19 protein-coding genes and 3 pseudogenes are annotated in these 24,005 nt (G+C 73.8%); 8 read left to right on the top strand and 14 right to left on the bottom strand.

The window, feature by feature from the left end; all coding sequences use genetic code 11:
* Positions 1–35: 35 nt before the first annotated feature.
* Positions 36–2,189 carry an ATP-dependent DNA helicase UvrD2 gene (locus tag ACQEUR_RS17005; protein ID WP_433031661.1) on the bottom strand — a complete coding sequence of 718 codons (2,154 nt, stop codon included), beginning with the start codon at positions 2,187–2,189 and terminating at the stop codon, positions 36–38.
* A 136-nt stretch (positions 2,190–2,325) separates the two neighbouring features.
* Between ACQEUR_RS17005 and ACQEUR_RS17010 the strand changes: the two genes are divergently transcribed.
* Complete coding sequence (locus ACQEUR_RS17010) at positions 2,326–2,571, top strand: mycoredoxin (RefSeq protein WP_433031664.1); 246 nt, start codon at positions 2,326–2,328, stop codon at positions 2,569–2,571.
* Here the strand turns inward: ACQEUR_RS17010 and ACQEUR_RS17015 are convergent.
* Positions 2,537–3,886 (bottom strand): MFS transporter, encoded by a 1,350-nt coding sequence (locus ACQEUR_RS17015; protein WP_433031667.1) that lies wholly within the window; start codon positions 3,884–3,886, stop codon positions 2,537–2,539. The two genes, ACQEUR_RS17010 and ACQEUR_RS17015, sit on opposite strands and share 35 nt — an antisense overlap.
* Positions 3,887–4,187: 301 nt before the next feature.
* Here ACQEUR_RS17015 and ACQEUR_RS17020 point away from each other — a divergent pair, with 301 nt between their 5' ends.
* Positions 4,188–5,180: a helix-turn-helix domain-containing protein gene (locus ACQEUR_RS17020; RefSeq protein ID WP_433031669.1), complete on the top strand. Its 993-nt coding sequence runs from the start codon at positions 4,188–4,190 to the stop codon at positions 5,178–5,180.
* 214 nt (positions 5,181–5,394) lie between these two features.
* Complete coding sequence (locus tag ACQEUR_RS17025) at positions 5,395–5,721, top strand: hypothetical protein (RefSeq protein ID WP_433031672.1); 327 nt, start codon at positions 5,395–5,397, stop codon at positions 5,719–5,721.
* Positions 5,722–5,833: 112 nt separating this feature from the next.
* On the opposite strand, the gene nudC is transcribed toward ACQEUR_RS17025, so the two are convergent.
* The 12 genes and pseudogenes from nudC to ACQEUR_RS17085 form a co-directional block, all read right to left on the bottom strand.
* Positions 5,834–6,787, bottom strand: a complete 954-nt coding sequence (gene nudC / locus ACQEUR_RS17030) for an NAD(+) diphosphatase (RefSeq protein ID WP_433031674.1) — start codon at positions 6,785–6,787, stop codon at positions 5,834–5,836.
* Positions 6,784–8,109 (bottom strand): M16 family metallopeptidase, encoded by a 1,326-nt coding sequence (locus ACQEUR_RS17035; protein WP_433031677.1) that lies wholly within the window; start codon positions 8,107–8,109, stop codon positions 6,784–6,786. Before ACQEUR_RS17035 ends, nudC begins: the two co-directional genes overlap by 4 nt.
* Entirely contained in the window at positions 8,106–9,419 is a 1,314-nt protein-coding gene (locus ACQEUR_RS17040; RefSeq protein WP_433031680.1) for a M16 family metallopeptidase, read from the bottom strand. Before ACQEUR_RS17040 ends, ACQEUR_RS17035 begins: the two co-directional genes overlap by 4 nt.
* Before the next feature lie 119 nt (positions 9,420–9,538).
* Positions 9,539–9,739 carry a hypothetical protein gene (locus ACQEUR_RS17045; protein ID WP_433031683.1) on the bottom strand — a complete coding sequence of 67 codons (201 nt, stop codon included), beginning with the start codon at positions 9,737–9,739 and terminating at the stop codon, positions 9,539–9,541.
* Positions 9,740–10,040: 301 nt separating this feature from the next.
* Positions 10,041–11,449, bottom strand: a pseudogene (locus tag ACQEUR_RS17050) (DEAD/DEAH box helicase).
* Between the two features lie 250 nt (positions 11,450–11,699).
* On the bottom strand, positions 11,700–11,903 hold the full coding sequence (gene cspE, locus ACQEUR_RS17055) for a transcription antiterminator/RNA stability regulator CspE (RefSeq protein ID WP_007464836.1): 204 nt from the start codon (positions 11,901–11,903) through the stop codon (positions 11,700–11,702).
* 235 nt (positions 11,904–12,138) lie between these two features.
* Positions 12,139–15,639, bottom strand: coding sequence for an ATP-dependent helicase (locus tag ACQEUR_RS17060; RefSeq protein ID WP_433031687.1), 3,501 nt, complete (start codon positions 15,637–15,639; stop codon positions 12,139–12,141).
* Positions 15,636–18,830: pseudogene (locus tag ACQEUR_RS17065) on the bottom strand (ATP-dependent helicase); the annotation flags it as partial. The pseudogene ACQEUR_RS17065 and the gene ACQEUR_RS17060, both read right to left, overlap by 4 nt.
* Positions 18,831–18,927: 97 nt before the next feature.
* Positions 18,928–19,065 (bottom strand): hypothetical protein, encoded by a 138-nt coding sequence (locus ACQEUR_RS17070; RefSeq protein WP_433031690.1) that lies wholly within the window; start codon positions 19,063–19,065, stop codon positions 18,928–18,930.
* Positions 19,029–21,140, bottom strand: coding sequence for a hypothetical protein (locus tag ACQEUR_RS17075; protein WP_433031693.1), 2,112 nt, complete (start codon positions 21,138–21,140; stop codon positions 19,029–19,031). Before ACQEUR_RS17075 ends, ACQEUR_RS17070 begins: the two co-directional genes overlap by 37 nt.
* 28 nt (positions 21,141–21,168) lie before the next feature.
* Positions 21,169–21,429: a hypothetical protein gene (locus ACQEUR_RS17080; RefSeq protein WP_433031696.1), complete on the bottom strand. Its 261-nt coding sequence runs from the start codon at positions 21,427–21,429 to the stop codon at positions 21,169–21,171.
* A complete protein-coding gene (locus ACQEUR_RS17085; RefSeq protein WP_433031739.1) occupies positions 21,429–21,719 on the bottom strand; it encodes a DivIVA domain-containing protein in 291 nt (96 codons plus the stop codon). Before ACQEUR_RS17085 ends, ACQEUR_RS17080 begins: the two co-directional genes overlap by 1 nt.
* 402 nt (positions 21,720–22,121) lie before the next feature.
* On the opposite strand from ACQEUR_RS17085, the gene ACQEUR_RS17090 reads away from it, so the two are divergent.
* The 5 genes and pseudogenes from ACQEUR_RS17090 to ACQEUR_RS17110 form a co-directional block, all read left to right on the top strand.
* Positions 22,122–22,337, top strand: a complete 216-nt coding sequence (locus tag ACQEUR_RS17090; protein WP_433031699.1) for a winged helix-turn-helix domain-containing protein — start codon at positions 22,122–22,124, stop codon at positions 22,335–22,337.
* Positions 22,338–22,602: 265 nt separating this feature from the next.
* Positions 22,603–22,866: a hypothetical protein gene (locus ACQEUR_RS17095; RefSeq protein ID WP_433031702.1), complete on the top strand. Its 264-nt coding sequence runs from the start codon at positions 22,603–22,605 to the stop codon at positions 22,864–22,866.
* Between the two features lie 14 nt (positions 22,867–22,880).
* Positions 22,881–23,141, top strand: coding sequence for a hypothetical protein (locus ACQEUR_RS17100; RefSeq protein WP_433031705.1), 261 nt, complete (start codon positions 22,881–22,883; stop codon positions 23,139–23,141).
* Positions 23,138–23,797 carry a hypothetical protein gene (locus tag ACQEUR_RS17105; RefSeq protein WP_433031708.1) on the top strand — a complete coding sequence of 220 codons (660 nt, stop codon included), beginning with the start codon at positions 23,138–23,140 and terminating at the stop codon, positions 23,795–23,797. The genes ACQEUR_RS17100 and ACQEUR_RS17105 overlap by 4 nt, the downstream gene beginning before the upstream one ends.
* Positions 23,781–24,005, top strand: a pseudogene (locus ACQEUR_RS17110) (hypothetical protein); the annotation flags it as partial. The gene ACQEUR_RS17105 and the pseudogene ACQEUR_RS17110, both read left to right, overlap by 17 nt.

A 24,005-nucleotide genomic window follows, 5' to 3' on the forward strand; every position in this document is an offset into this window, starting at 1 on the left:
GTCGTTCGACCCTCCGCCGGCGGGCCCGCCGGGGACTACGCCGCGTCTCCGGCCGGGACCACCTCGTCGACGCCGGTGCCATTGACCAGCGCGAGCACGGCGTCGCCGTACAGGCCGAGTTTGCGGGGGCCGATCCCGGCGATGGCCAGCAGTTCCGCGGTGCTGGCCGGCCTCCGCTCAGCCAGCGCCACCAGGGTCGCGTCGGTGAAGACCACGTACGCGGGGACCTTCTGCACCCCCGCGACCCGGGCCCGCCAGTCCCGCAGCCGGCCCAGAAGTTCCTCGTCGAGGTCGGACGGGCAGTCGGCGCAGCGCCCCAGCTTCCGATCCGCGCCGGCCAGCAGGGTCGCCCCGCAGATCCGGCAGGAGACCACCTGGGAGCGCCGACGGTCGGATTTCCGACCGCCGGCCGGAGCGTCCGCCGACCGTCCGCCGCCGGAGCGGTCGAACTGCGGCAGGAACCGGCACGGCCGCCGGGGCCGGCCGCCGGGCGAACGGGCCGAGGCGTACGACAGCCAGAGCCACTCCCGGGCCCGGGTCACCCCGACGTAGAGCAGTCGGCGCTCCTCCTCGACCTGCTCGGTGGTCTTCGCGTAGCCGGTCGGCAGGGTCCCGTCGGAGAGCCCGACCAGGAACACGGCGTCCCACTCCAGCCCCTTGGCCGAGTGCAGCGAGGCGAGCGTCACCCCGTCGACCGTCGGTACGTGCTGTGCGGCCGCCCGCCGGACCAGTTCGGCGCAGAAGTCCGCCAGCGAGGCGGGGCGCTCCACGCTGGCCGCCTCGCCGATGGGCAGCACAGTCGGCGTCGCGGCGTACTCCTCGGCGAGCTGGACCAGCGCGGCGAGGGCCTCCCACCGCTCCCGGGCGGCACCACCGGGCGGGGGCTGGTCCGGGGCCCAGCCGACCGCGGTCAGCGCCTCGACCACGGCCGGGACCAGCGGGGTCTCCCCCGGCGTCGAGCGGGTCGCGGCCCGCAGCGCCACCACCGCCTGCCGGACCTCGGTCCGCTCGAAGAACCGGTCCGCGCCCTGGACCTGGTACGGCACCTCCGCCTCCGCGAGCGCCTTCTCGTACGCCTCGGACTGCGCGTTGGTCCGGAACAGGACCGCGATCTCCCGGGCCGGCGTACCGGCGGCGATCAGCTGCCGGCAGCGGGCCGCCACCGCGGCGGCCTCGGCCGGCTCGTCGGCGAAGATCCGCAGATCCGGTTCGGGCCCCGGGGGACGCTGCCCGACCAGTTCCAGGCGCAGCCGCGCCTCGGTGCCGCGCGCCTGCTGGATCACGGCGTTGGCCAGGCCGACCACCTGGGGGGTGGAGCGGTAGTCGCGGACCAGCCGCACCACCACCGCCCCCCGGCGCTGCCGGGGAAAGTCGACCAGGTGGGCCGAGCTCGCCCCGGTGAACGAGTAGATCGTCTGACTGGCGTCGCCGACCACGGTCAGGTCGTCCCGCCCGCCCAGCCAGGTGTCGAGCAACCGCTGCTGGAGCGGGTTGACGTCCTGGTACTCGTCGACGACGAAGTGCCGGTACTGGGCGCGTACCTGCTCGGCGACGTCCGGGTGCTCCTCGATCCCCCACACCGCCGCGCGGAGCATGTCCTCGAAGTCGATCACACCGTTGGCTCGCTTGATCGTCTCGTAGCCGGCGAAGACCTCGGCGACCCTGGCCGGGTCGTGCGGCGTGTCGCGCAGCGCCTTGGCCGCCGCCACCACGTACTCCCCGGGCTCGACCAGGGAGGACTTGGCCCACTCGATCTCGCCGGCCAGGTCCCGCGCGGCGGCCCGGTCGGTGCGCAGCCCGGCCTTGGCGGCCGCCAGGGTGACCAGCCGGACCTTGCTGTCCAGCAGCTCCGGCATCTCCCGGCCGCTGAGCAGCCGGGGGGCGAAGTACCGGACCTGGCGCAGGGCCGCGCCGTGGAAGGTCCGGGCCTGCACCCCGGGCACACCGAGCGCGCCAAGCCGGGCCCGCAGCTCGGCGGCGGCCCGGGCGGTGAAGGTGACCGCGAGGACGTGCCGGGCGGCGACCTCGCCGCTCAACACCCGGTACGCGATCCGGTGGGTGATCGCGCGGGTCTTGCCGGTCCCCGCACCCGCCAGGATGCAGACCGGCCCGGCCGGCGCCGTCACCGCGGTGCGCTGCTCCGGATCGAGCCCGGCCAGGATCCGTTCCACGCTTGAGTCAGCCGCCACAGGTAGGAATCATGGCAGCCCCGGCCGACGTTGCACCTTTAGCCTGTGTGATCGACAGCCCGTCGGTCCGCTGTCCGGCCGGCGCCCGCCGGTCGGGCCTGGTTCCGACGACACGAGTACCGCGGAGGTCCCGACGATGTTGACGATGTATTCCACGTCCTGGTGCGGCTACTGCCACCGGTTGAAGTCGCAGTTCGACCGGGAGGGCATCGGCTACCAGGTGGTGGACATCGAGCACGACCCGGCGGCCGCGGAGTACGTGCAGAGCGTCAACGGCGGCAACCAGACCGTGCCGACCATCCGGTTCGACGACGGCACCACCCTGACCAACCCGTCGATCGTCGAGGTCAAGAAGCACCTGGCCGCCCTCGCCGGGAGCTGAACCGACGCGCCGAAGCGGGAGCAGGGCCCCTTCCGGGCGTTAGGAAGGGGCCCTTCCTACCGCCCGCTGCGGGGCAGGGCCGGATCGGGGCGCGCGGCCTCCGGCACCGGCGGCACCGGGTGCTCGACGGGGCCAGCGGCGGCGAGAGCCGGCGGCCGGCCCAGAGGTAGCCGGCCGCCCCGGTCGTCACCACCGCCACCACCGCGAAGAGCAGCCGGTAGTCGACCACCCCGACCAGTACCGCGCCGGTGGCGATGGAGATCGCCTGAGGCCCGTTGATCACCGCCTCGGCCGCCGCGGCGACCCGGCCCAGCAGCGGCGCCGGGGTCCGGCGCTGGATCAGCGTGGTCAGGCCGACGAACATGATCGGTAGGCCGAGGCCGAGCAGCACCAGCGCCGCCATGGCCAGCCACAGCGCCGGGAAGGCCAGCAGCAGCGCGCCGGGGGCGAAGATCAGCACTCCGGTGGCGAGCGCGGCCACCTCGCCGAGCCGGCCCACCACCGCGGCCGACAGCAGGCCGCCGACCAGCCCACCGATCCCCTGTACGGTCACCAGCACACCGACGAACGCCGGGTCCCGGCCCAGCCCCTGGTCGACGTACGCGAAGATCAGCGACTCGCTGAAGCCCATCACCAGGACCGCCATGGCGGTACCGAGGACCGCCCGGCGCAGGGCCGTCTCCGCCAGCATGTGCCGCAGTCCGGCGCCGACCTCGGTCATCCAGCGCAGCCGGATCGGCTCCGGGCGGGTCTCCGTGACCCGCAGGGCACTGACCGCGACGGCGGCGGCCACGAACCCGAGCACGCCGGCGGTGGCCAGGGTCCATCCGCCGGCACCGGTGTAGAGGGCCGCGCCGGCCAGCGGGCCGACCAGGCGCAGTCCCTGCTTGACGGTCTGCAGGACACCGTTGGCCTCGGCCGTCAGCCGTTCCGGGACGATCTGTTTGAGCAGCCCGTTCAGGGTGGCCCGGAGCGCGACGTAGGAGAGCCCGTAGAGGGCGCCGACCACGTAGATGATCCAGACGTCGTCCCGGTCCCGGACCGCGAACAGCGGCGTGAGGACGAGCGCGGTGCCGAGGTTCGCCGCGACGAAGAACGGGCGGCGCCGGAAGCGGTCCACCACCCAGCCGACGATCGGGGCGAGCGCCATCGGCGCGACCATGGCGAAGATGGTGGCCCCGGCCAGGCCGTCCGACCCGGTCAGGTCCTTGACCCAGACGGCCAGCGCCAACAGCATGATCGACTCGGCCGTCATGCTGAAGACGAGACCGGCGAAGAGCAGCCGGAAGTCGGGACGACGCAGCATCGTACGCATCGGGGGGGTCCCTTCGGGGTGACGGCGGGTCGGCGGGGTGCCCGCCCGGGGTGCCGCAGCGGTGGCGTCGTCGAGGGTGGACGGCCGACGACCGGCCGCCGGAGATGACAGATATCCACCGACGTGGATTCTCCGCGCGGCGGTCCCGGAGCGGGTCCGCCGCGTCGGGTATTTCGACACGCCGTCACTATTCGGCAGCGCCCGGTGTACGGTGCGCGGCATACTGACCGGCGGGGGGCACATCCGGACGGTCCACACCTGGCTCGACAACGGGCCCGACGCGATCGAGAGTGAGAATCCAGTGCCCTCTTCTCCGAGCCCGATCCTGCGGCGTCGCAGGCTCGGCACCGAGCTGCGCCGCCTCCGCGAAGCCGCCAGGCTCACCGGCGACCAGGTCATCGAGGCGATCGGCTGGGCCTCGGCCTCCAAGCTGTCCCGGCTGGAGAACGGCCGCAGCCGGCCAGACCTGCGCGACGTGCTCGACCTGCTGGACCTCTACCAGGTCACCGGCGCCCAACGCGACGAGCTGGTCGCCATCACCGGCGAGGCCGCGGACATCCGGGGCTGGCTGCGCTCGTACCCGGTGATGACCTCGGCCCAGCGCGGGTACGCCGAGCTGGAGGCCGGCTGCGCGGAGATCCGGGAGTACAGCCCGGTCATCGTTCCCGGCCTGCTGCAGACCGAGGCGTACGCCCGGGTCCGGATCCTCTCCTCCCGGCAGTTGCTGACGGACCCCGAGAACGCCGACGCCGAGAACGCCGAAACCGAGGTGACCGAGGCCGAGGTGGCGGCCCGGCTGGCCCGGCAGTCGCTGCTGACCCGGGAGACCGAGCCACCGGCGTACTCGGCCGTGATCGAGGAGGCGGCGCTCGGCGTCCGGGCCGGTCCACGGGAGGTGCTGCGCGCCCAGCTCGCCCAGCTGCGCAAGCTCGCGGCACTGCCGAACGTGACCCTCCAGGTGCTGCCCGGCGAGACGATCATCGCGGACTGGTACCTGCCGCACACCGCGTTCTCGCTCTACCGCTTCGCCGAACCACAGGACCCGGAGACGCTCGCCGTGGAGGGGATGTCCACCAACCTGATGCTCACCGAGCAGGGCGAGATCCGTCGGTACTCAATGGTCTTCGAATGGCTCCAGGCGGCGGCGATGAGCCCGGCGGAAACCCTGGAGTGGCTGACCGAGACGGCGGGACAACGCGCCGCCGGCTCGGACGGGAACGGCCGGGCGGCCCGGGGCGGGGCGCTGCCGCCGGTCCAGCGCAGCCGCCGGTCCGGCCGGCTGACCGAGCAGTGAGCCGACCGCGGTCCCCGGGCCGGGCGCTGCACCCCGCCCCCGCCCTGAGCTGCGTCACCTGATCGGACGAGGGGCGGGTCCAATCGGCGCGTTTCACTTGCCGAGCAGGCCGGGATGCGTGACCATAGCCAAGAGGGATGCGTGGAAGTTCCACGTCACGGCTTCACTTAGTAACTGCAGGATCATCATCCGTCACCGTTCACCGGAGACACCCATGCGGTTTCTAGTCGTTCGCACGGACATCCGTGCCGCCGCTGATGACGAAGTGGCCGCCGCCTGGGCGCATGGGGAGTGCCTCCGCGACGAACAGGCCGCACCCGAGCACCGCCGGCAGACCGTCCGGGCCGAGGACCGCGATGCCGCACTGCTGCTGGCCCGGGCCCTCTCCTCGGTCGGCGCGGTCCGCTCGGGGCGGCAACGGGTCAAGGTCCTGCCGGTGGGCGAGCCCGACCGCCGCTTCCACAACGAGCAGCGGCACGCGTGGCCCGCACCACGCCCCGGCGGCCCGCTCGACCCCGACAACCGGTCCCGCTTCACCTAGCCGACCGTCGTCGGCCGGACGGCTCCCCCGCCGCGCACCATGTGCCTCCCGGCCACGACGGCCTATGATCTTGGCCCGTGATCGTCGCGGCAACGGCGGTCGCGGGCCAAGATCATGCCTGGGGCGCGCCGAAGTCGAGCCAGCGGTTCACCAGGAACAGCGCGATCGAGGACGGATTCGGCAGTCCCACCCGCAACCCGTCGCCCGCGTCGACCGGCTCCCCCGCCAGCACCGCCGCGACCTGCCGCCGGGTGAACCACCCGGCGTGCGCGATCTCGGCCGGGTCCAGCCGCAGCGCCCGTTCCGGCTCCGCGCGGGCGAAGAAGCCCAGCATCAGCGAGCCCGGAAACGGCCACGCCTGGCTGGCCACGTACTCGACACCGTGCGGGACCAGACCGACCTCCTCGGCGACCTCCCGGAGCACCGCGTCCTCGGCGGACTCACCCGGCTCGACGTAACCGGCGAGACAGGAATACCGGCGCACGCCCCCGGCAGGACGCCACGCCGCGTTGTTGCCGAGCAGGCAGCGCCCGTCCGGGCCCGGCGCGCCGTCGTGCAGCAGCACGATCATCGCCGGATCGGTCCGGGGCCAGAGCTGCTGCCCCGCCTCGTCCGCCCGGGACCACCCCGCGTCACCCACCGCCGTGGGCCGGCCGGTGACCGAGGAGTACGGATGCCGCGCGTGCCAGTTCCCGAGCGCGACCGCGGTGGTGAAGATCCCGGCGTCCCGGTCGGGCAGCAGGTGCCCGACCTCCCGCAGGTTCACCGACCGGGCCTGCGGCACCGCTGGCAGCGGCGCGGCGACGGCGAACACCGGCACCCCGTCCGGCTCGATCCCGAGGAACAACCGCGCCGACGGATCGGCGTCCACGACGTCCTCCGGGCCGAGCAGCACCAGCTCCGGCCGCTCCGCCGGACCGCCGGCCAGGGCCCACCCACCGGCCGCCACGTCCACCACCAGCACCCGGGACCGGCTCCAGGCCTCCGCCAGCCAGCCCTGGTCGGTACGCCGGTGCGCGGCGCGGTCCAGGGTCGACCGGGCCAGCGGTGGATGCTCCGCCGTCACGACCCCACGGCCTCGGTCCGCACCGGTCCCAGCACCGACAGCGGCCCCTCGATCGCGGCGGCGTCGCCGAGCACCACGGTGACCGCCCGGGCCGGTGCCAGGTAGCTGGCCGCCGCCGCGGCCACGTCCTCGCGGGTCGCCTTCGCCAGCCGGGCGGCGTGCTCGGCGAGGAAGTCCAGGCGCAGCCCGGAACCGGCGTACCCGCTGGCCACCGCGGCCAGCCCGGCCTGGGTCGAGATGCCCAGCTGGAGCGTGCCGAGGGCATACTGCCGGGCCTGCTCCAGCTCGTCCTCCTTCGGCGGCAGCGACGCCAGCCGACCCAGCTCGTAGATCGTCTCCAGCATCGCCGGGCCGGTCACCTCGGTGGCGACCTCGGCGGCGACCACCAGCGCCGAGCCGGCGACCGAGTGCTCGATGAGCGAGTGCGGCCCGTACGTGTAGCCCTTGTCCTCGCGGATGTTCTCCACCCAGCGGGACGAGAAGTAGCCGCCGAAGACGAGGTTCGCCAGTTGCAGGGCGGCGTGGTCCGGGTGGGTGCGCGGCACCGCCGGCAGGGCCATCCGCACCGACGACTGCACCGAGCCGGGGCGGTCGACCAGGAGCAGCGGCCCGGACTCCAGCGGAGGCGCCGGGGGCAGCTCACCGGGGGCTTCCTCCCCGCTCCAGCCGGCGAGGGCCCGCTCCGCCGCGTCGAGGGCCCGCGCCGGCTGTACGTCGCCGACGAGCAGCAGGATCGCGCCGCCCGGGCGTACCCGCTCGGCGTGCAGGGCGCGCAACTGCGCCGGCCGTACCGCCTCGACCTGCTCCGGCTCCGGCGTCTGCACCGCGTACGGGTGCCGGCCGTACATCCGCTTCAGCAGGGCCTTGCGGGCCAGGTGGGCCGGCTGGCTCTGCGCCATCCGGATCCCGTCGATGAGCCGGGCCCGCTCGGTGCCGACCTCGTCCCGCGGATAGGCGGCCCCGGTCAGCACCTCGGCGAGCAGGTCCAGCAGCCGGTCCAGGCCGGTGACCAGGCCCGTGCCGGAGACCATCAGCCGGTCCGGGTCGAGCCCGGCGGAGAGCCCGCCACCCACCTTCTGCAGCTCGGCGGCGATCTCCACCGAGGACATCGTCCCGGTGCCGGAGAGCAGCGTCTGGGAGAGCATCAGGCTCCGGGCCAGGTGCGCCCGGCCGAACGGCAGCCACAGCCGCAGCTCCACCAGCGGAACCGCCGGCCGACGGACGGCGATCACCGTCAGGCCGTTGGGCAGGGTGCGCTCGGCCTCCCTGGGCAGCTTCAGCCGGCGGTTCGGCCCCAGCGGGGGCAGGGTCCGGACGCTCACTGGGCACCTCCGCCGGGTACGACCTCGACCGAGGCCCTGCGCTCCGGGCGCAGGGTCGCCGCGGCGGCCCGTACCTGCTCCTCGGTCACCTCGCCGACCAGCCGGGGCAGCTCGTTCAACAGACCCGGCTCACCGCGCTGCTGCTCCAGCACCGCCATCTGCAGGGCCCGGCCGAGCGCCGCGTCGTTCTCCCGGAGCAGGTGGGTGGCCATCCGGGCCTGGGTGCGGGCCAGCTCGTCGCCGGCCAGACCGTCGGTCGCCAGTCGCTCCAGCTCCTCGTCGACGACCCGCAGCAGCTTGTCGGTCTCCCCGCCCGGCGGCAGGTGCGCCTGCAACACCATCGCGGTGGGGTCCCGGACGTCGAACGGGTCACCCATCAGCCCGAGGTAACCGCCGATGCCGGTCACCGCCCGGTCCCGGAGCACCAGCCGCTCGACCAGCCGGGACGCGTCGCCGTCGGTCAGCACCTCGGCCAGCACCACGTACGGCAGGTAGCCGGCGAAGTCGGCGATCGGGTCCGGCACCCGCCAGGCCGCGGCCACCGCCGGCAACGGCGCCAGCGGATCGCTGTACGACTCGCGGCGCTCGCCGGTCAGGTCCGGCTCGGCGAAGTCGGGACGGTTCGGGGCGGGCCGGGCCGGCACGTCGCCGAAGTGCCGCTCGATCAGCTCCGTCGTCTCCGCCACGTCCAGGTCGCCACTCACCGCGAGTACGGCGTTGCCGCAGGCGTAGTAGCGGTCGAAGAAGTCGGTCGCGTCGGCGATGCTGGCGCTGGACAGGTCGTCGAAGGAGCCGTAGCCGTCGTGCGCGTTGGGGAAGGTGTCGAACATGACCGGCGGCAGCTTCAACCAGGGGAACCCGCCGTACGGCCGGTTGAGCACGTTGACCCGGATCTCCTCCTTGACCACGTCGACCTGGTTGCGCAGGTTCTCCTCGGTCAGCCGGGGGCCGCGCATCCGGTCCGCCTCCAGGAACAGCGCGCGTTCCAGGGCGTTGCTCGGCAACGTCTCCCAGTAGTCGGTGTAGTCCAGGTGGGTGGAGCCGTTGAAGGTTCCCCCGGCGCCCTGCACGTGCCGGAAGTGGGCCAGCTTCTCCAGGTTCTCCGAGCCCTGGAACATCAGGTGCTCGAACAGGTGGGCAAAGCCGGTACGCCCCTCGGGCTCGGAGCGGATGCCCACGTCGTAGACGACCGCGACGCCGACCACCGGGGCACTGCGGTCCGGTGTCAGCACCACCCGCAGGCCGTTGTCGAGGGTGAACCGCTCGACCGGATACTTCGTCGCTGGAATTCTCGATCTTCCCGCCGCCACGAACCGACCCTAGCGCGTCCGGTCACCGGCGCGGGCCGCCGCCGGCCACCCCGCGCCCCGGCGCCGGCCCCCGAGGGCTGTCACCGCCGCGTGCACGGGTCGCCGAGGAGGCCGGCGGGTCAGCGGGTCGCGACGACCTCGTCCCCCTCGGTCTGACCGGTCGGGGCGTGCATCTCGACCACCTCGACCCGGCCCGACCCGGCGGATTCGCCGTACCAGGGAGTGAAGGCGGCCAGTACGGCCAGCAGCAGGCCGCCACCGGCAAGCCCGAGCACCACCAGGATCTCCCGCGTCGCCCCCGCACCGGCGCTCCCGGTCATGACTACCTCCCCCACCCCGGCCGTCCCCGTTGGCCGCTGGTATCCCAGGACAGGATGGCCCGGACCGGGCGGCAGCACAGTCGCCCATCGGACGCGATGAGGTGTATTCACGGACATAGTTGGGCCGACCGATCGGGGCCGGGGCATGACCCCGGGGGTATCCGAACCACCGGCGCCGGGCAGGTGGGGCCCGGGGCCCGGGGCGGCCGGCGCCGGTCGGGAGGAGAGCGGTCGGGACCGTGCTGAGCCCGGTCACAGCGCCGCCCTCCGCCGAGGACTCGGCGGAGGGCGGGCGTCGGAACTAACTGCTCAGGCGCTGCGGCGAGGGTGGCGCGGCCGGGGCGGCCGGCCGGCCGTGCGGTGCGCCGGCCGGGCGGCGAGCGGCTCGCCCGGGGCGCCGACCGGCACCACGGATCCGCCGGCCGGGACGGTCCGCTTGCCGGTCGAGCCGGTCCGCCGGCCGACGGCCAGGCTCCGCCCGCCGGACGCGACCCGCTTGTCGGCCGGTACCGTCCGCGCCGCGACCGGCACCGGAGTGCCGGACGGGGTACGGGCGCCGGTGACCCGCACCAGCTCGTCGTCGCCCGGGCGCACCCGCAGGGTCTCCGGACGGATTCCGGCGGTGCTCATCAGCCGGGCCACCTCGGAGCGCTGCTCGGGCAGGACCAGCGTGACCACCCGGCCCGCCTCGCCGGCCCGGGCCGTACGGCCGCCCCGGTGCAGGTAGTCCTTGGCCTCGGCGGGCGGGTCGACGTTCACCACCAGGTCCAGCCCGTCGACGTGGATGCCCCGGGCCGCCACGTCGGTCGCCACCAGGGCGGTCACCTGGCCGGCGCGGAACTGCTCCAGCACCCGGGTCCGCTGCGGTTGCGACTTCCCGCCGTGCAGGGCCGCCGCCCGTACGCCGCTGGCCAGCAGTTGCCGGGCCAGCCGGTCCGCCCGGTGCTTCGTACCCACGAACATGATCACGCGGCCGTCCCGGGCCGCGATCTGCGCCGTGGCGGTCGGCTTGTCCCCCAGGTCGAGCTGGAGTACGTGGTGCGTCATCGCGGTGACCGTGGCGGTGCCCGGGTCGACCGAGTGCGACACCGGATCGCTGAGAAAGCGGCGGACCAGCCGGTCGACGCCACGGTCCAGAGTGGCCGAGAAGAGCATCCGCTGCCCGTCCGACGCCACCTGGCGCAGCAGGTCGGTCACCTGCGGCAGGAAGCCCATGTCCGCCATCTGGTCGGCCTCGTCGAGCACCGTCACGGCGACCTCGTCGAGCCGGCAGTCGCCCCGGTTGATCAGGTCGGCGAGCCGCCCGGGGGTGGCCACCACCACCTCGGCACCGGCCCGCAGCGCGTCGGCCTGCCGGTTGAGCGACAGCCCGCCGACCACGGTGGCGCAGCGCAGCCCGACCACCCGGGCGTACGGGGTCAGCGCCTCGGTGACCTGCTGGGCCAGTTCACGGGTGGGCACCAGGACGAGCGCCAGCGGGCGACCGGGGCGGGCCCGGCGGCCGGCCGTGCGGGACAGCAGCGGAAGCCCGAAGGCGAGAGTCTTGCCGGAGCCCGTACGCCCCCGGCCGAGCACGTCCCGGCCGGCGAGCGCGTCGGGCAGCGTCGCCGACTGGATCGGAAACGGCTCGTTGATGCCGTTCGCGGTCAACGCGGCGTGCAGGCCGCGGGCCAGCGGGGCGTCGGCGAACGAGCTGATGGTGCGGGTCAAGTGCGGAACCTTCCTCGGGACGGCGCGTGTCGAGGAAGGCGCCGGGCGGCGTCGCCGCCGGTGACGCTGGCCCCGGCGGCAGTACCGCCGGTGGTCGCAAGCACGAACCGGAAAAATACGCGGCACCGGCCCGCGCCCGAAGGCGCGGGCCGGCCGCGTCACCACACCCGGATGGGGCGTGGCGCGAGTGACCTCAGTCTCGGATCGGAGGGGTTCACGTCACGGACGGAACCGGCGACCGGAGAGAGTCTCAGAGCGGGCGGATGTTCTCCGCCTGCGGGCCCTTCTGGCCCTGGGTGACCTCGAACTCCACCCGCTGGTTCTCGTCCAGGCTGCGGTAGCCCGAGCTCTGGATCGCGGAGAAGTGGGCGAAGACGTCAGCGCCGCCGCCGTCCGGGGTGATGAAGCCGAAGCCCTTGTCAGCGTTGAACCACTTCACGGTGCCAATTGCCATGTGTTTCTGTCTCCTGACGGAACGCTCGGACCGCACGTGTTGCGGACCGAAAAGTCGCCCACGCACTGTGCGTGGACCGCTGTTGTCCTGGTCGCCCCGCCCGGAGAGCTCCGGACACAACAAAGAGCGCCTGGGGTCACAATCCCTCCAGGCGCACACAGAGTCTCTGGGAACCAAAACTGCAACGAGATGACACTACCACGATCCGGGCCGCCGTGCCGAGTCTTCCGGGCGATCAAATCTGGCTCGCCTCCGGCAGCCCGGCCACCAGCGCCGCCAGCCCGTCGGCGTCGAGCAGGTCGGCCGGCCGTACCGTAACGTTCTCCCGGACGTAGTGGAAGGCGGCCCGTACCCGGTCGACGGGTACCCCGGCCAGCTCCACCCACGCCAGCCGGTACGCCGCCAACTGCACCGCCGCCGCCTCGGCCTCCGCCCCGCTCGGCCGGCGGCCGGTCTTCCAGTCGACCACGTCGTAGCGTCCACCCGGGGCGGTGAAGACCGCGTCCATCCGGCCCCGCACCAGCAGGCCACCCACCACTGTGGCGAAGGGCACCTCGGCCTCCACCGGAGCCCGTTGCGCCCACTCGCTGGCCAGGAAGCGGTCCTGCAACTCGGCCAGCGCCTCGTCCGGGGCGGCGTCCGAGTCCTCCGCGCCCGGCAACTCGTCCACGTCGAGCAGGCGGTCGGCACCGAACCGCTGTTCCAACCAGGCGTGGAACGCGGTGCCCCGGCGGGCGTACGGCTCGGGACGCGACGGCATCGGACGGCGCAGGGCACGCGCCAGCGCCGGCGGGTCGCGGCGCAGCGCCACCAGTTGGGACACCGACAGGTGCCCGGGCAGGGCCACCTCGACCGGCCCGGACCGGTGGGCGAACCGGTCCCGTTCGGCGAGGAGCAGGTCCGCCTCCCGCCGCCAGCCCGCCGCGACCGCGTCCCCCTCCGGATCGACGCTCGGCAGCGGAGCGGAGTCCTCGCCGTCCGGACCAGCCCGGCCGTCGCCCGCCCCGACCTCGCCTCGGACCTCGTCCGGCCCGACCCCGCCCCCGACCTCGCCCGGCCCGACCTCGCCCGGTGGCTCGGACATCAACCGGCGTACCAGGGCGGCGGCCTCGGCCAGCACGGGCCGACGGGGACCCAGCGGGTCGGCCGGCCACTCGGCCCGGAGCACCACCTCGGTGGTCGGGTTGACCGCGTCACCGGCCGGCTCCGGCGCCCAGGCGTCCACCACGAACCCGCCAGGGCCACCCGGACCGGCCGGCGCGGCCAGGCACCGCTCGTACACCTCCGTCAGGAAGCGGGAGGGACCGCGCGGGCGCTTGGTCCCCTCCCCCCACCAGTAACCGGAGCAGAGCAGCAGCCGGCGGGGCCGGGTGACGGCCACGTACGCCAGCCGGCGCTCCTCCCGCTCGTCGTGCGCCCGCCAGTCGTCGGTGAAGGTGGCCAGCGCCCGGGCCACCCCCTTCTGGTCCTCCGCCTCGTCCAGCCCCAGCTCGGGCAGGCCGTCCGCGTCGCCGCGCAGCGGGAACGGCAGCACGCCCAGCCCGAGCAGGTAGTGGTCGGAGCCGCGCGGCGCCCCCGGCCACATCCCGCGGCTCAGCCCGGCGACCGCGACCACGTCCCACTCCAGCCCCTTGGCGGCGTGCGCGGTGAGGATCTGCACGGCACCCTCGACCACCTCCACCTCGCCGGGCGAGAGACCCCGCTCCTCGTCCTCGGCGGCGGCCAGGAACGCCAGGAAGGAGTGCAGTGGGGCGCCGCCGGAGTCCCCGGCGAACCGGGCGGCCACGTCGCCGAGCGCGTCCAGGTGGCCCCGGGCCAGACCGGCGTCGCCGCCCCGGCCGTCGCTGCCGGCCCGTACCGAGACCTCGACGTCGAGCCCGATCGTGCGTTCGACGTCCGCGAGCAGGTCCGGCAACGGCTGGTCCAGCCGGTGCCGGAGCAGGGCCAGCTCCCGGCCGTACGCGCGCAGCCGGGCGTAGCCCTCCGCCGAGTACGCCTGCGCCGGGCCGAGGTCGGCGAGCGCCTCGACCAGGCTCGCCTCGTCCAGCCGGTCGGTGACGATCTCCGGCTCGTCCTCCTCCGGCCGCTCCCCGGAACGGGACAACGCCCGGCGGGCCACGGCGATCGCCGTGGCCCGCCGGTGCAGCGCGACCAGATCCCGGGGACCGATCCGCCAACGCGCCCCGGTCAACAGCCGGAGCAGCGCCGCGCCGTCGGTCGGATCGGAGAGCACCCGCAGCGTGCAGACGACGTCCCGGACCTCCGGCGTGTCGAGCAGCCCGCCGAGGCCGACCACCTCGACCGGCAACCCCCGGTCCCGCAGCGCCGCCTCGATCGCCGGAATCTGGCTCCGCACCCGGACCAGCACGGCGGTGGTGGGGCGCCGGATCACCGGGATGTGCTCGGGCAGCGCGGTCGGCATCCGGGCCGCGCCCCGCCAGGCGGCCAGCACGCTGTCCGCGATCCAGGCCGCCTCGCCCGCGTACGTCTCCAGCAGCGCGCAGTGCACCGTACCGCCGGTCAGGCCCCGGGCGGTGCGACCGGAGATCTCCTCGTCCACCCGGAACGCGGCGGCCAGCTCGGCGACCCGCGCCCCGGCGGCGCGCAGCGGCGCGGCCAGCCCGTTCGCGATCTCCAGGATCTCCGGCCGGTTGCGCCAGCTCGTGGTCAGGGTGCGCACCTGGGCCGGCCGGCCGCCGGCGTGGGCGAACTCGGTGGGGAACCGGTCCAGGGTGCCGGCACTGGCACCCCGCCAGCCGTAGATGGACTGGCACGGGTCGCCGACCGCGGTCACCGGGTGGCCGCCGCCGTAGAGCGAGTGGAGGAGCACCACCTGGGCATGGCTGGTGTCCTGGTACTCGTCCAGCAGCACGACCCGGTAGCGCTCCCGCTCGATCGCGCCGACCTCCGGATGGTCCCGGGCCACCCGCGCCGCCCGGGCCAGCTGGTCGCCGAAGTCCATCGCCTCGAAGTCCTGCTTGCGCTGCTCGTACGCCCGGACCAGCGGCAGCAGCTTCAACCGGATCTGCTGGAAGTGCAGCGCCTTGCGGACGTCGGCGTAGAGCTTGCCCGGCCGGGACTGCACCTCGGCGAAGAACCGCCCCGTCCAGCCGGCCAGCTCGTCCGGGGTGACCAGGTGCTCGGCGAGGTCACCGGCGAGCGCCAGGACAGCGTCGGTGACCGTGCTCGGCATCCGCTCGACCTCGGACATGTCGCCGTCGTAGTTGCGCACCAGCAGGTCGACGAGCTGCCACCGGGACGCCTCGGTGAGCAGCCGGGTGGAGGGCTCGTAGCCGCCCCGCAGGCCGTGCTCGGTGACGATCCGGGCCGCGTACGAGTGGTAGGTGGCCACCGTCGGCTCACCCTCCAGCGGGTCACCCGCCGGATCCCGGCCGTCCCGCCCCAGCCGGCGCACCAGCTGCCCGAGCCGGGTGCGGATCCGTACCCCCAGCTCGCCCGCGGCCTTGCGGGTGAAGGTGAGGCCGAGGATCTGCTCCGGCCGGACGTGGTTGTTGGCGACCAGCCAGACCACCCGGGCGGCCATCGTCTCGGTCTTGCCGGACCCGGCGCCCGCGACCACCAGCAGCGGTTCGACCGGGGCGGCGATGATGGCCGCCTGCTCCGCCGTCGGGGCGGGCAGCCGGAGCAGCTTGGCCAGCTCGACCGGGGTGTACCGGGGGCCGGCGTCGGCGGACCGCTGCGCCGGGGCGGCGGTGAAGAGCGACGGCTGGGTCACCCGTCCGCACCGCCTTCCGGATCCGGTGGCCGCATCGCCGGCGGCTCCACCACCTGCCGGCCCTGGCCCGAGATCGGGCAGCTGGTCCGCACCGGGCAGACCCGGCACTTCGAGTTCGCCACCGCGGAGAAGGTCGCCGCCGCCATGGTGTCGGCGGTACGGCGCACCATCGCCCGCGCCCAGCCCGCCTCCTCACCCTCGCCGGCCGGCGGCTGCACCTGCTCCTTGGCGTCCTTCGTGCCGGTGCCGAGCTGCACCAGCGCCGCCCCACCCGACTCGGCCTCCACCCCGAGCTCGGCGAACGCACCCGCCTCGACCGCCGCCTGGTACGCGCCGAGCTGCGGATGCTCCGCGACCTCGCTGGCCGTCACCGCGGTCGACTTGCCGGTCTTGAGGTCGATCACCACGAGCCGGCCGTCGGCGTCCACCTCCAACCGGTCCACCCGGCCGGTCAGGTCGATCGGCCGGCTCGGGTCGTCGAGGCGTACCGCGAACTCGTGCTCGATGGCGAGCAGCCGGCGGGGGTTGGCGGCCAGCCAGCGCAGCAACTTGTCGACCATCGCCTCGGCCCGGTGCAGCTCCGGCCCGGCCATCCAGCGGGCGGCCAGGTCGATCACGTCGAATCGGGCGGTCACGTACTCCAGCAACTTCTGCCGGTCCACGCTGGCGTCCTCGGCGAGCATGGCGGCGGCGTGCACCAGGTTGCCGACGCCCTGGGCGGAACTGGCCGGCGCCGTACCGCCGTGCCGTTCCAGCAGCCAGCGCAGGCTGCACCGCAGCGCGCTCTCCATGCTCGACGGGGTGACCTTGACCGGATCGCCCTCGTCGACCAGCGGCCGGTCGTCGGAGAGCGGCCGCAGCCCCCACCAGTCGTCCGGGTGCGCACCCGGCACGCCGGCGGCGGCCAGCCGGGCCAGCTCGGTCGCCGCCGCGCGGCGCCGGGTGGGCGAGGCCGCCGGGTCGGTGACCGAGGTACGCAGCTCGGCGACCAGCGCGGACAGGGTCAGCGCGCGCGGCGGCCGGCCGACGGGCAACGCCGGCGCCTCAGCTGTAAGGAAGGGCCCCTTCTTATCGTTTTCGGTAGAGGAAGGGCCCCCTTCTAACGCCTCAGCCGGGGTGTCGGCGCCGTCCGCCGGCTCCACCGCCGGGCTCAACTCGTAGAGAAAGCGGCTCGGCTGCTCCTCCTGGTCGGCCACGCCGACGGCCGCCGAGGCGACCGCGCTGACCAGCAGTCGACGGCGGGCCCGGGTGGCGGCGACGTAGAAGAGCCGGCGCTCCTCGTCGAGCAGCGCCGAACTCTGCCCGACCAGGCTGGCCACCCCGCCGGCCGAGTCCGCGCGGCCGGCGAGCACGTCGACCAGCCGCTCGGAACCGAGCAGGCTGCCGCGCAGCCGCAGGTCCGGCCAGATCCCCTCCTGTACGCCGGCCACCGCCACCAGGTCCCATTCCAGCCCCTTCGCCGCGTGCGCGGTGAGCAGGCGTACCGCCTCGCCCCGGTCGGCGGTCGGGGCGAGCGTGTCGGCCGGAAGCTGCTGCCCGAGGACGTGGTCGAGGAAGACCTCGGTACGGGCACCGGGCAGCCGGTCGACGAACCGGGCCGCCGCGTCGAAGAGCACCACGATCGCGTCGAGGTCCCGGTCGGCCGCCGCGGCCCGCCAGCGGGTCCCGGCGTCCCCGGCGCCGGCCGGGGTACGGGCTCGGGCGAGCGCACCGGACCAGCGCTCGGCGAGCCCGCTGGCCCGCCAGACCGCCCAGAGCACGTCCTCGGCGGTCGCCCCGGGCGTCGCGGCGGCCTCCGTGGCGGTAGCGAGCAGCGCGGCCACCGCCTTCGCCGGGGCGGCCCAGCGGCGGTCGATCGCGACCAGCTCCGTCGGGTCGCGCAACGCCTCCACCAGCAGGTCGCCGGAGGGGCGCCGGTCCCCGCCGGCCAGGGCCAGGGCGCGCAGTCCCTGCCGCAGCCGCCGCTCGGCCAGCGGGTCGGCGCCGCCCAGCGGCGAGTGCAGCAGCGCGACGGCGGACTCCTCGTCCAACCGTTCCGGCTCCAGCGCACAGCGCAGGAGCAGCAGCAGCGGGGCGACCGCCGGCTGGGAGTGCAGCGGCAGGTCCTCGGCGTGCACCACGGTCGGCACCCCGGCCGCGTGCAGTGCGCGTTGCAGCGGGGGCAGTTGCAGCGTGGTGGAACGCAACAGGACCGCCATCCGCGACCAGGGCACGCCGTCGAGCAGGTGCGCGGCGCGCAGCGCGTGGGCGAGGTAGGCCGCCTCGCTGGTGCCGGACCGGAAGGTGCGTACCTCGACGACGCCCGGTTCGACGTCGGGCCGGGGGCGCAGGTCGCGGTGGGCCACCGGCCCGCGCAGCCGGCGGGCCAGCCGCCGGCTCGCGTCCAGCAGGCCGGGCCCGCTCCGGTACGAGGTGTGCAGCAGCAGGGTCCGGGCGACCGCCCCGGAGGCGGTACGGAACCGGTGCGGGAAGGCGCCGACGATCGCCGGGTCGGCACCCCGGAAGCCGTACGTCGAGGAGTCCGGGTCGGCGAACGCGACCAGGGGCTTGCCACCCCCCGCCACCAGGGCCAGCAGGTCCAACTGGGCGGGGTCGGTGTCGGCCAGCTCGTCGACGTAGACGTGGGCGAGCCGGTCCCGTTCGGCGTCCAGCAGTGCCCGGTCGTCCCGGAGCAGCCCGGCGGCGGCGCGTACCAGCTCGGCGGGGTCGTACGCGACCGAGCCCTGGGCGGTGGCGTCGCGCAGCGCGAGCACGGCGACGTACTGCCGGAGGAAGCGGGCGGCGGCGGGCCAGTCCGACCGGCCGAGCTTCTCGCCGAGCCGGGCCAGCTCGACGGGCCCGACGCCCCGTTCGGCGGCCCGCATCATCAGGTCCCGGAGCTGCTCGGCGAAGGCCCGGGTACGCAGCGCCGCGCGCAGGTGCTCCGGCCAGCCGATCGGGTCGTCCGGCTGCTCCGCCGGCCCGCTCTCGCCGTCCTCGCCCACCACACCGAGCAGTTCCCGGATCACCAGGTCCTGTTCGGGGCCGGTGAGCAGTCGGGGTGACGGTTCACCGCGTTCGGCGGCGGCCCGGCGCAGCAGGCCGAAGGCGTACGCCGGGAAGGTCCGCACCAGCGGCTCGCGCAGCACCCGGCCGGTGCCGGCGGTGATCCGGGCCTCGATCCGGTGCCGCAGCGCGGTCGCCGCGCGGCGACGGCGGGCGGCACCAGTCCATTCGTTCCGCCGGCATTGGCGCAGGCCACTCGACCAGGTCTCCACCTGCGGTGCCCAGTCGCGAAGGTGGCGGACATCAGTGCTCCAGCGCCGCGCGCGGGTGTCGTCCAGGCCGTGCCCGCAGCAGCCAGCAGGCCAGCAGGCCAGCGGCGCGCACGCCGCGCATCGCCCGCACCATCACCGCGCTGGGCAGCAGGGCCCCTGTTGTCGCCACGCGCGGGCTTCCTCCAGCACTCGGCGGGCGCGGCCATCGATGCGGGCGGCGGCATGCCGCCGGGTCGCCGCGGTGCCGAGGTGCCGGACGGTATCGCGGTCGCGTAGGTGGAGCTGGCAGGTGACACCGTCGTAGTGCGCGGCGACGGGCTGCCCGGGATGGTGCCGGGCAAGCCGCCGGATCAGCGGTACCGGGTCGTCGACCCGGAGCGGTGTCGGGGTCTGTGGGACGGGGATCGGTCGGGTCGGATCGTCGGGCAGGCTGCCGGCGACGGCGAGTTCGAGATATTCGAGGCAGAGCGCGACCGCCGATTCCGGGGTGGGTTTGGCCGGCGGATCGGCCAGGTTGACCGGCAGGCCGGGGGCGGTGACGGTGACGTCCCAGCGCTCGCCCTGGACGAGCCGGGGGTCGCCGTGGTTGGGGCTGTGGTCGGTGGCGGTGACGGTGACCGCCAGACGCAGCCCGAGGACCAGCCGCACCAGCTCGGCCAACGTCGGTACGTCAGGCCGCACGGCGCCGACGAGCAGCCGGGCGCCGGGTTGCCCCCGGGCGGCCTGCCGGAGGTACTCGGAGCGCGGGTCGGCGCCGGCCTGGGCGAGGGTGACGACACCGAGCCGGAGGTCGGGGTCGAGCAGGCCGCCGCCGTCGAGTTCGGTGAGGTCGTCGGGGCGTACCGCGAAGGTGCCGGCGCATCCGGCCAGCCGGTAGCGCTCGGGGAGCTGGTGCACCGGCCTGCCGCCGGGTTGGGTGGCGACCAGCGGTGCCGGCACCGGCGGGCCGGGCCGCCAACTCAGGTGGACGGCCCGGTTGTCCAGGTCGGTGACGGTGACGGTTGCCCCGTGGTGGATCCGGCGGGTGTCCCGGCAGGTGTGGCAGGGCAGCCAGCTCGGGCTGCGGCCGGCGCCGGCACAGGCCGGGCAGTCGGGTTCGGGGCGCCGGTCGCCGAGTGTGCACGGACAGGCCCGGAGTCGACTGTCCGGATCGCAGTCGGGGCAGTCGACGTACGGAATGGGTGGGCCGAGCCACGACGGTGCCGGCGGCTGCCAGCCGCGCCGCAGGATCGTGGTTCTCCGGGTGGCGATCTGTCCGGTGCCCCGGTCGGTCAGCGTCTCCGTGCTACCGGCGACCCGCAGGCTGGTGTGCCACCAGCGGCCGTCGCGCCAGAGCGCCTGCGCGCCGGCCGTGCGGGCACCGGTGATCAGGTCGGCGCAGTCGGCGACGATTCGCCGTTCGAGCTGGTCGAGGTCGATCGTGGGTGGCTCGGGGAGTCGCCGCTCACCGACGGCCAGGTAGTGACCGGGGGCGGCGAGACCCCGCTCCTTGAGCCCGTACAGCGCGTCGGTGACCGTGGTCGCGGCGACCGCGCCGGGCAGGTCGTCGGCCCAGCCGCGCGCCTGCGCCGGCACCTCGCCGCCGGACACCTCGTAGCGGATGTCCCAGCCGAGTCCGTCGTCGGCCCGCCGTCGGCGGGCCTCGACCACCAGGTCCAGGCAGAGCAGGTCACCCAGCCGGCACAACCGGCCGAGGTCGGCCGCCGGGTCACGGGCCGGTTCCTCGGCGGTACGACCGAGGTAGACGTGCCACGGACCGTTCGGCTGGTGGGCGATCGCCTCCGCCTCCCACCGCCGGCGGGTCGACTCGGAGAGGTCGGGCCGCCACCGCCGGGGTAGGAAGATCACCAGCGCGTCCGGCGACCGTGGGGTGGCTCGCACGTCGTACCAGGAACCGGCCCCGACGGTGGCGGCCAGCTCGCGCAGCAGCGGTGTCAACGGCAGGTGCCAGTCGGCACCGCCGGGCCACCGCGCCGGCTCCACCACCCCGGGTACGACGTTCGCCGAGGCCACCGCGCCGGTGTCGACGTTCGCGATGGTCAACACCAGTTGGGCCCGCCGCCGCCCGGTCCGGCCGCAGTGGTCGCACGGGTACGCCACCTGGCCGATCCCCTGGCACACCTGACAGTCCCGGTACGGCTCCCCGTTCCGTACCTCGGTGTCGACCAGCAGCCGGTCGCCGCCGCTGGTGCACCGGCAGGCGGCGAAGGTGAACGTCAGCCCCTCGCAGGACCGGCAGATCACCACCGGCGGCCGTCGGTCGGTCCGCCCGTCACCGGCCGACTCCCCCGACCGCGCACGGCACCTCATGGTCGGCACGCAGCACGCAGCGCCCTCCGCCACCCAGAGGCCGGTCGCGGAAGATCTGCGAGTGCACGCCCTGGTTGTCCTCGTCGGACACCGTCGCCCCGGCCGCGTCGACCTCCGGCAGCCGCCCCATCGACCGGGCCAGCATCCGGGCGTACTGCCGGGACTCGGCCGTATCCGGCGCGGTGAACGGCAGGTGCAGCACGTACCTGCTCGGATCCGCCATCAGCGGCCGGCCAGTTCGCCAGCATCCGGCACCTGCCGGGACTGCCACCGCCGCAGCGCGTCCTTGATCCGCGCGTTCTGCTCGCGGACGCTGGCCACGTCGGTGTACGCCCGCGCGAGGTCGGCCGCCACCCGTTCCAGGAAGTCCGCCACCTCGACCGGATCCACCCCACGCCGGCCGAAGCCGACCCTCCGGAACCGCCAGCAGCGCACCTGCGACGGCCGCAACGGCCGGTACGCCGTCCCCGCGTGTCGTGACACCTCACGCCCGGCCCGAAACAGCCGACGCAGCCGCACACCCACGACCTCACCAACCCTTCCCCGCGCTTCCGGACGTGAAATGGGCGGCCCCGGTCTCCGCACCCCCTGCTCAGACCAGGGCCGCCCCGCCCCACCGCGCAGCCACGAGCAGCACGTACGACAGCAGAGCCGATCTCGGACTGAACGGTGTCCAGTCCAGACATGGAGCGGACCCGCTGGCACGACTGACCTGGCGTGAGCCAGCCGCGCCAGCGGGTCCGGACGCCCAACCGGAGGGCCGGTTGCCTACCAGGCTTCCGTTGCCAGGCATCCATGCGAAGCAACTTACAATGCTTTGCATGGTAGGACAAGAACTAAACATGCAAACCAGCCCAAGCCTTGGAGGTTATTCATTGATCATGAGAGGATGCAGGGGCCTACCAGGAAGTTGCCATGCCCCGCATCTCAGACCGTCAACGCATCGCGCAGGACATCCGCAGCAAGATCACGTCAGGCGAGTACAAGCCGGGCGACAAGCTGCCCAGCCTGCGCGAACTGACCGCGCACTACGGCGTCTCCGCCGAGCCGGTCCGCTCGGCCATCCTGATCCTTCAGGCGGAAGGGCTCCTTGAAGGCCATCAGGGTAAGGGCGTGTACGTCACCGGATAGGACCCGGGGAGCGACTAGTCCGAGGTCGGCAGGCATCGCCCACTTCGCGGCGGGCGTCCACACCGCTTGGAGTTCACCTCCACAGGACCAAGATCGAGCGCACCGCAGTCAACAACCCGTGTCCGCCGTTAGTCGATCCCCTCAAAGGCCAACAACAGGGCTGCATTGGTTTGACCACTTCGGATAGTGTTCGGTCGGCCACGCAGGCAGACATCGCCAGCCTGGGTGACGCCTCGCCCCGTTCAGCCAACCGGGAAGGGATGGCATGGCCAGCATCGAGGAAGTCAAAGCGGCACTGATGCAGACCGTGGAGCAGGGGAACACCACCCTCAACCAGATCCGCGTCGCCGCCGAGAACACGGAACAGATGCTCAGCCGGCTCCGCATGGTGGCCTCGGGCACCAACCACGCCAAGATCGCAGAGGCCATCGTCCGAGCAGAGCAGAGCAAGCAGCGCCTGGCCGAGGCAGCCACCCTCATCCAGGGCAGCTCCGCCGCCGCCCGCGAGTACGTCGCCGTCCTGGGATAGACAGAGGCAGCGCGGTGAACCTCGACGAGGTGAAGGCGACCATCCGCAGCGGCAACGACAGCGCCGAACACGGCAAGAGAACGCTTCAAGAGGCAGCCGAACAGGCCGCAGCCGCCGAACAGCTCGCGCAGCTCACGATCCACAGCAGTCAGGACGAGGACGCGCGAGCCGGGCTTGCCATCCTCGAGTCGCTTGGCCGTGAGGTTGAGCTGACAATGCGCCGCTTCGATGCAGCCACAGCACAAGCCGACGCCTACATCGCAGCCCTCGGATGAGCGACGATATGGCCCGGGTCGTGGCCCAGCTCCTGGATGTGCGACAACAGCTCGCCACCGCGGCGGTCACCGCTATGCGCGCCAACGCCGACGCCCTGCACGCCCACGGTCGCTACACCGAGGCGACGAAGGGCAGCGACCATCCGCGGATGCGGGCGGCCATCAACGACATCCACATCGCCGGTGAGAAGACAGCGAAAATTGCCCGGTTACTCGGGACAGCAAGAGCGCACCTCAACACCTACCTCAATAGAATCGCTCCCGGCTCTGTCTCCGATTCCGAAAACACAGAGGCGGAGATGCCATCCGGCGAACGCCTTGTCGCTGAGGCCGAACGCCGGGGCCGCAAAGCCGACATGGTCTGGCGCAAGCAGGTTCAAGGAGCCGGCGATACTGAGGACACACTCAAGCAGGTGGAGAACGGCGCCAAGGCAACCTTCAACTATTTCAGGCAGCAACAGACTCCACCCGGCGCAACTTCCACTGGCACCGCCCCACCCAAACCGGTTCAATCCCAAGATCGCCCTCCCCAGGTAGATAACCCGGTTACCGCCGTCGTCATGGCAACAGGAGCAATCGCCGTTGCCGCCAAAGCGGTGTGGAGCCACACCCGGAGTCAACGACCGAGAAAGCAGAAGGATGACGATAAAGGCTGAGTTGCCAGCATACGTTCGGGCCCTGGTTCGGGGGGACCACCAGGCGCATGACCAGCTCCAGGCACAGCTTGACGCTGAAGGCTGGGAAGGCTTCCCCCGCTTCCTCTCGTCGCTGTTCTTTCTAGCCGTCGATCGCCGCTTCGGCGAGAACGCAACACCGGCCGAGGTCATCAAGTTTGTGGCGGAGCTGCGGGCAGACCTGGCAGAC

Source organism: Plantactinospora sp. CA-290183 (genome assembly GCF_050936375.1).
Lineage (GTDB): Bacteria > Actinomycetota > Actinomycetes > Mycobacteriales > Micromonosporaceae > Plantactinospora.